The organism is Maribacter polysaccharolyticus, from assembly GCF_028882255.1.
Lineage (GTDB): Bacteria > Bacteroidota > Bacteroidia > Flavobacteriales > Flavobacteriaceae > Maribacter_A > Maribacter_A polysaccharolyticus.
On sequence record NZ_JARBUY010000008.1, the window covers coordinates 96,934 to 105,605 of the forward strand.

Annotated in this window: 5 protein-coding genes; all 5 read left to right on the forward strand. The window is 42.8% G+C overall.

The annotated features are described in order from the left end of the window. Positions 1-1,275 (forward strand): Ig-like domain-containing protein (locus PHU20_RS19145; protein ID WP_274827018.1); only part of this gene is annotated, 1,275 nt, incomplete at its 5' end. 15 nt (positions 1,276-1,290) lie between these two features. Then, entirely contained in the window at positions 1,291-2,241 is a 951-nt protein-coding gene (locus PHU20_RS19150) for a PorP/SprF family type IX secretion system membrane protein (RefSeq protein ID WP_274827019.1), read from the forward strand. A gap of 11 nt (positions 2,242-2,252) precedes the next feature. Further along, positions 2,253-4,193, forward strand: coding sequence for an OmpA family protein (locus PHU20_RS19155; RefSeq protein ID WP_274827020.1), 1,941 nt, complete (start codon positions 2,253-2,255; stop codon positions 4,191-4,193). 351 nt (positions 4,194-4,544) lie between these two features. Beyond that, on the forward strand, positions 4,545-6,233 hold the full coding sequence (locus PHU20_RS19160) for an immunoglobulin domain-containing protein (RefSeq protein ID WP_274827021.1): 1,689 nt from the start codon (positions 4,545-4,547) through the stop codon (positions 6,231-6,233). Between the two features lie 649 nt (positions 6,234-6,882). Then, positions 6,883-8,672 (forward strand): beta strand repeat-containing protein (locus tag PHU20_RS19165; RefSeq protein ID WP_274827022.1); only part of this gene is annotated, 1,790 nt, incomplete at its 3' end.

Here is an 8,672-nt window from a genome sequence, read left to right on the forward strand (position 1 = left end):
GATGAGGATGCCGATGGTGACGGCGACCCCACCAATGACGATACCGATGGGGACGACACCCCGGATTACCTGGATCCAATAAATGAGGTGTTGGATGCGATAGACGATTTGGTCGCAACTGATGTTGATACCCCTTTAACTATCGATATTTTGGAAAATGATTTGGGTATTCCTAACAATGGAACGCTAACGGTAACCGACCCAGGAAATGGTACTGTTGTGATCAACGATGGAGGAACCCCAAATGATATCAGTGACGATACGGTAACCTATACTCCAACTACTGATTTTGTCGGTGTCGATACATTCGACTATACGGTATGTGATGTAAGTGGCAATTGTGATACGGCAACCGTGATGATAGAAGTGGGTACGGCTCCAGAATTGGATGCTGTTGATGATACCGCTTCAACTGAAATGGATACCCCTGTCGATGTCGATGTGTTGGCCAATGATTCAGGGATACCGTATATTGATAGCTTAACGGTTAACGAACCTTATAATGGTACGGTGGTTATTAATGATGGGGGAACGCCGGATGACCCTAACGATGATACGGTTACCTATACCCCAAATCAAAATTTCAACGGTGTCGATACCTTCGAGTATACCATTTGTGATGCTATGGGAAATTGTGATACGGCTACGGTGACCATAACTGTGGGTACCCCATATGCAGCAATCGATGCGGTTGACGATGATTATAGTGGTATTGAGGTCGATGGAACGGAAGGCGGAATGGTCCCAGGTGCGAATATTTTTGATAATGATACTTTAGATGGGGAAGCGGTAAACGTGGATGATATTATTTTAACCGTAACCCCTACCGATCAATTAATGATAAATCCCGATGGCACCATCGAAGTGGCAGAAGATACGGAAGATGGTACCTACACCATTGAATATACGATATGTGAACTTGCCAATCCATCAAATTGTGATTCGGCAATCGTCACTGTGGAAGTAAGTTCGACTATTTTGGTAAATCAAATAGTATCTCCGAATGGAGATGGTAAGAATGACTTTTTGTTCATAAGGGGCGTTCAGAATGCGAAGAACAATTCCTTGAGGATTTTTAATAGATGGGGAGTTGCTGTATATGAAGGCACAGGATATAACAATCAAAATAACGTGTTTGATGGCAGGTCTAAAGGAAGGTCTACGGTAAGCGTTGAAGAGTATCTTCCTTCCGGTATATATTTTTATATCTTTGATTACCAAAAAGACAATAGTGGGAATACTACCGATAGTGGTTATATCTACGTCAGCAAATAACAACTAATACTTTTTATGAACTTAAGAAATAGCATTCTAGTGGTATTTTTAATGATACTGACCACTGATATCGTATCTGCCCAACAAGATGCCCAGTACACACAATACATGTACAATACAATGAGTGTCAACCCAGCCTATGCAGGTTCTAGGGGACAATTGAGTATTGCGGCATTGTACCGTTCGCAGTGGGTAGGATTGGATGGGGCCCCTACAACACAAACCTTGAACCTTCACTCGCCGATCAGGAACAGTAAATTGGGGTATGGTATCTCCATAGTGAACGATGAAATAGGGGATGGGGTAATTCAAGAAACCTATTTCGATGCCGTTCTCTCTTATACAGTGGATGTTTCAAGGGAAGGTAAACTTTCTTTCGGCCTGAAGGCTGGGGGTAATTTACTGAATTTGGACTTTCAGGGATTACGGAATTTTGATGTTGAGCCTGTGGATGAAGAAAATATTGATAATAAATTCACCCCTAATGTAGGGGTGGGGATTTACTACCATACCAATACGTTCTATGCCGGGATTTCAGCTCCGAATTTGTTGGAAACAGAACATTTTGATAGTAGTGACCAAGATTCGGAAGATATTCAGTTTTTAGCCAAAGAGCGTATCAATTTTTATTTGATAACCGGCCTTGTGTTGGATTTAAACGGGAACTTGCAATTTAAACCAGCGGTACTTACCAAGGTTGTGGGCGGTGCCCCGATACAGGTGGATATGTCGGCAAGTTTCTTGCTAAATGATCAATTTACTTTTGGCGCCGCCTACCGATGGGATGCGGCTTTAAGTGCCATGGTCGGTTTTCAGATTTCTGATCAATTGATGCTAGGATTGGCATATGATAGGGAAACCACGGAATTGGGAGGCACCCAGTTCAATGACGGATCTTTCGAGGTTTTTTTAAGGTACGAGCTGGTCAAAGCATTCCGAAACCTTGTTTCGCCTAGATTCTTCTAAAATCAATAAAGATGGTCAAAAAAATATTTTTATTCGTTATCGTAATGGTATTCATGGTGCCCCGCAATACTTGGGGCCAAGAAAGATTTCTGACCAAAGCCGAACGAAAGTATCAAGAATATTCATTCAGTCCGGCCATAGATATTTACAAAAAGGTCCTTGACAAAGGATATGTGTCTCCCGAATTGTTGAAAAACCTAGGGAATTCTTATTATTTCAATGCCGATTACAAGGAAGCTGCGGAGACCTACAAGCGATTGTTGAAAGATTATAAAAACGAGATAGGACCTGAATACTATTTCAGGTATTCACAGAGTTTAAAAAGTTTAGGGGACTATGAGGCTGCCAAAGAGGTGATGGCAGAATTCAGTCAATTGACTTCTGACGATGTCCGGGCCGCTTTTTTTAAGCGGGAAAATGGCTATTTGGAAGAGATCAAAAAGAATTCGGGTAGGTATGAGATTAGACCTTTTGATTACAATACCCCATATACCGAATTTGCCCCATCTTATTACAAGGAAGGACTCATTTTTTCGTCGGATAGGGATACCGGTAATTTGGCCAGATATCGCCACACATGGAATTCCAAGGACTTTTTGGATCTGTATAGGGTGAATACCGATAGTTTGGATGACAATCACGTAGTTAAATTAGGTGATGGGGTCAATACAAGATTGCACGAGTCAACATCGGTCGTAAGTAATGATGGAAAGCACCTCTATTTTACAAGAAATAATTTTAAGGACGGGAAGTACATTACGGACGAAAACGGGATCATTCGACTTAAATTATTACGGGCGACACTAATGGATGGGGTATGGACGAATATACAAGAACTGCCCTTCAATAGTGATTCCTATTCCACGGCCCACCCAGCATTTAGTCCGGACGGAAAAACATTGTATTTTGTTTCGGATATGCCCGGTTCTTTTGGGCAGTCGGATATTTACCGGGTCGCGGTCTATGCCGATGGTAAATTCGGAAGCCCTGAAAATTTAGGAAATACCATCAATACGGGGGCTCGGGAAACCTTTCCTTTCGTATCCTCGGAAAATGTCCTCTATTTTTCATCCGACGGTCATCCGGGACTGGGGGGATTGGATGTATTCGGAACAAAGATAGAATCAGGTAGATATAACGGGGTGGTAATGAATGTCGGGGAACCCTTGAATAGTAACATGGATGATTTTACCTTCATTTTTTCCGAAGATACCCGTAAGGGATATTTTGCTTCCAATAGGGATGGAGGTTTAGGGGCCGATGATATTTATGCATTCGTAGAAACAGCGCCTTTAAAGTTGGTCTGTGACCAATCGGTAACGGGAACGGTAAGGGACAAGATAACCAATGAAGTATTGGTTGGGGCTACGGTAAAGGTCATAGACGAAAATAATGAAGAAGTATTGACGACAATAACCGATTCAGAGGGGAATTATAAGCTTTCAGTGGATTGTTACCGCGGTAATTTTGTAAGGGCATTGATGCAAGGTTATGTGCCTTCTGAGGAATATTTGCCTGTGTCGGATGGCAAGCCCAATATTATTGATTTTTATTTGGAGCGAGATCAGGTTACAGCCGGTTTTGGGGACGACTTGGCCAAATTACTACAGTTGAGTACCATTTATTTTGATTTTGATAAGTATAACATCCGTAAAGATTCTGAAATTGAAGTACAGAAAGTGATTGCGGCTATGGAAAAGTATCCCAGTCTGAAAATAAAGGTCAATTCCCATACCGATAGCCGAGGGAGAGACGCTTACAATCTTTGGCTGTCACAAAAAAGGGCAGAAGCTACAGTGGATTATATGGTTTCCAAAGGGATATCCGAAAATCGCCTAATGGGTGAAGGATTCGGGGAAACCAAATTGATCAATAATTGTGAAAACGGCGTGCGTTGCTCAGCAAAGGAGCATGAGAAAAACCGTAGGTCCGAATTTATTATCCTCGAATAAGAGCCCTGAGGGGACGTGCAAGGGCGCTCCCGGATTTATTAGCGGTTCCACGATAGGTATCGATACCCTTTAATCAGTTGGTTTTGTAGGGTTTATCTGTAATATGTGGAGGTGCTGATTTTATGAAACTTCATGTTATGGGGTCTTCACGTATTAAAATGTAAATTACACAACATTAGTTATTGAAAGACAGGTCATTACGGTATTTTAGAAATTGTATATTCAACCAAAGTCATTATTCAATACCAAATACATGGCGTTCAACTGGAAATATGTCCTTATCCTATGTACAAAACAATAAAATACGGATTTTTTTGTTGTAGGACAAAAGATTAGGCGAACCGGAAATTTATGATCACAAAAAATAAATTATATCTTAAATCCATCTTTTTAAGAACAGAACTTAAGGAATTGGTTCTGGCACTTTTGTTTTTGGTCGTAAGTTTTCCTATGTTGGCACAGGTAACGGGGGATTATAGATCCAAGGCAACGGGCAACTGGAGCAGTGCCAGTACATGGCAGATATATAATGGCACTTCTTGGGTAAATGCCACATCCTATCCCGGGCAAAACAGTAATGTAAGTACGGTAACCATTGGAAGCGGTAATACCGTAACGTTGAATGTGGATATAACTTCCTATACCATAGACAAGCTTATTATAGGGGATCAATCTGGGGGAGATGATACCCTTTCATTACCGGACAATGGGGATTTCGATGTCAATATCATGATAGTTTCCGTACAAAGTGATGGAATTCTTTCATGGGTCAAAAATGCCGATTTGCATCTACCCGAAGGTGCACAGATATACAATAATGGAGGCGAAATCACTACCGACAAAAATTGTAATGCCTCCCAGAACATTTATATTGGATCCAATAAGTTCTCTAACTGTAATGGAAATGGAGGGTCCGATTATTCTTTTGATGAGGTAGAATCGGCCTTGCCTCCTCCTACGAGTGACGGGGATATTACCGAATGTGCCGAGGATCCAATTCAGACCTTAACAGCTTCCGCAACCCCACCTTCCGGGGCGTATGTGGTTTGGTATACGGCATCGAGCGGTGGCTCTTCGGTTTCACCAACCCTAAATACCGTGGGGAATGTTACTTACTATGCCGAAAGTGTCGATAATTCGGATTCCAGTCGTAGAAGTCTTTTCCGAACTGCCGTAGAACTTACCATTCTTTCGAGACCTACCATATCGGTCAGCAGTTCGCCATCATGTGTTTTTGCACTTTTTTCACCAACAACTTACGAATTGGAGGTAACGGTTAGCTCGGGTACTGTTACCAGCACTGCTGGTACTGTGACGAATACCTCGGGCAATGTTTGGGAAATTACCGACGTTCCCGATGAAACTGATATCGTGGTAACGGTTACCGATGCCAATGGTTGTAGCGAAGATCTTCCGATATCAGCTCCAAATTGTAGTTGCCCTGTAGTAGATGCGCCAACAAGTGATGGTGATCGATCTTTTTGTACTGGCGATAGTGTTCCCAGCATATCGGCATCGGTTGGATTTAATGAGACCGTAGACTGGTACGATGCAGCCAGTGGAGGAACATTGTTATTGCTAAACAATACAACCTATACGCCCAGTGGTCCTGGCACCTTTTATGCCGAAGCTAGGAATAATACAACCAATTGTGTTAGTGGATCACGTACTGCAATCACGGTCACAGAGGATACACCTTCCACAGCGACAATAGGGCCCGATCAAACGATTTTCACGGGAGGTAATGCAATTTTTACGGTGACTGCCACGAATGCGGATACCTATCAATGGCAGCTAAGTACAGATGGGGGTACGGTATTTAACGATATCTCCGATGGGGCTGAGTATACCGGTACCCAATCTACGGCTTTAACCGTACAATCGGCAGGGGTAGATAAAAATGGCTATAAATACCGCGTATTGGCCTCAAAATCGGGCTCAAGTTGCCCCGCTACACCGTCTTCTTCAGCACTGTTAACGGTGAAGGTGAAAACCGTTATCATGAACAGGAGAATTACCTATAGGGTTAATCCATCTTGATTTTTATCACATTCCAGAAAGGGATTATATCCCAAAATTAACTTAACAGTTTTGGTTGTTGTCTTGATTCTGTTCATCGAGTTTTACATCCGATTTTTCGAACTAGGTAGTAAGATTTTCCATAAATAGGAGCTTAGAATCAATACCTATGGTCTTGTATTTATTATCCATTTAAGTAATGTGAAATTGAATGGTGAAGGTAATTTAATAAGACTTCAAGCTATTATCGAATGATATTTCCAACCAAAATTAAGTTCTGGATACTTTAAGAAAATAGGGCGGAAGAATAAACGTGGAAAGAGAAGGGTTTGTAATTCCATTAAACACAATATGGTTCCCATTTTTCCTTGGATCAATTCAGATAGTGAAGAAATTTCTTACCTATAAAACCTTTGGAAAACCGTGATATCACGAACTTCATCGACCAATGAATCAGTAAGAAACGGTAAAAATAATCAAAGGAGACCTCAATATTTACATAGTTAAGCCATACGAAACAAGGCTTACACAACAAATATTTTCCTAAGGAAGTGATAGCGCTAAATTTGTTTATTGTAGTAAAATGTATTGATTCTAAATAGAACTCAAACAGAACCGACCTAATTGAAATATTTTGAAACACCCAATCACAATACGTAAAGAATTTGTCATGAGTAGAAAAATTTTTATTCTGATATTCCTAATATTTTCTGGTTTTGCATCTGCACAAACTGTAGTTAATTTGGCAGATCAGTGTAATTGTGAAGTATTGCAAGGAACCGATGTATCCGCACCTGGGGTAAATACACCTACAGGAGCTGACCTTGGTGACCTGTATGTAAACACCACAACAGGGACCATTTATTTTTGGGATGGGGATTCTTGGGAATTGACCTCTAGCGATAGTCAACAGCTTCAAGTGTTTGATTTTGATACTAGTAGCAATCTGTTGACACTTACCCTTGAGAATGGGGGGACTTTAAATGCCGATTTAAGTAGTTTAAAGTTTGTAGAGACCCTTACCACCATAGTGGAAAACGCCAACGGTACCTTTACCTATACCGATGAATCGGGGATTGCCACGGATATCGATGTAACGAACCTGGAGACCTTGACAACCATCGCCTTGAACGCCGATGATACGAACATCGATTATATTGACGAGGACGGTGTGGTTACGCAATTGAACCTGACCTCCTTGGTGGACAACCTTGAGACGGTGACCACCATAGTGGAAAACGCCAACGGTACCTTCACCTATACCGATGAATCGGGGATTACCACGGATATCGATGTAACGAACCTGGAGACCTTGACGACCATCGCCTTGAACGCCGATGATACGAACATCGACTATATTGACGAGGACGGTGTGGTTACCCAATTGAACCTGACCTCCTTGGTGGACAACCTTGAGACGGTGACCACCATAGTGGAGAACGCCAACGGTACCTTTACCTATACCGACGAATCGGGGAATACCACGGATATCGATGTGACGAACCTGGAGACCTTGACGACCATCGCCTTGAACGCCGATGATACGAACATCGATTATATTGACGAGGACGGTGTGGTTACGCAATTGAACCTGACCTCCTTGGTGGACAACCTTGAGACGGTGACCACCATAGTGGAAAACGCCAACGGTACCTTCACCTATACCGATGAATCGGGGATTACCACGGATATCGATGTAACGAACCTGGAGACCTTGACAACCATCGCCTTGAACGCCGATGATACGAACATCGACTATATTGACGAGGACGGTGTGGTTACCCAATTGAACCTGACCTCCTTGGTGGACAACCTTGAGACGGTGACCACCATAGTGGAGAACGCCAACGGTACCTTTACCTATACCGACGAATCGGGGAATACCACGGATATCGATGTGACGAACCTGGAGACCTTGACGACCATCGCCTTGAACGCCGATGATACGAACATCGACTATATTGACGAGGACGGTGTGGTTACGCAATTGAACCTGACCTCCTTGGTGGACAACCTTGAGACGGTGACCACCATAGTGGAAAACGCCAACGGTACCTTTACCTATACCGATGAATCGGGGATTACCACGGATATCGATGTAACGAACCTGGAGACCTTGACAACCATCGCCTTGAACGCCGATGATACGAACATCGACTATATTGACGAGGACGGCGTGGTTACGCAATTGAACCTGACCTCCTTGGTGGACAACCTTGAGACGGTGACCACCATAGTGGAAAACGCCAACGGTACCTTTACCTATACCGATGAATCGGGGATTACCACGGATATCGATGTAACGAACCTGGAGACCTTGACAACCATCGCCTTGAACGCCGATGATACGAACATCGACTATATTGACGAGGACGGCGTGGTTACGCAATTGAACCTGACCTCCTTGGTGGACAACCTTGAGACGGTGACCACCATAGTGGAAAACGCCAACGGTACCTT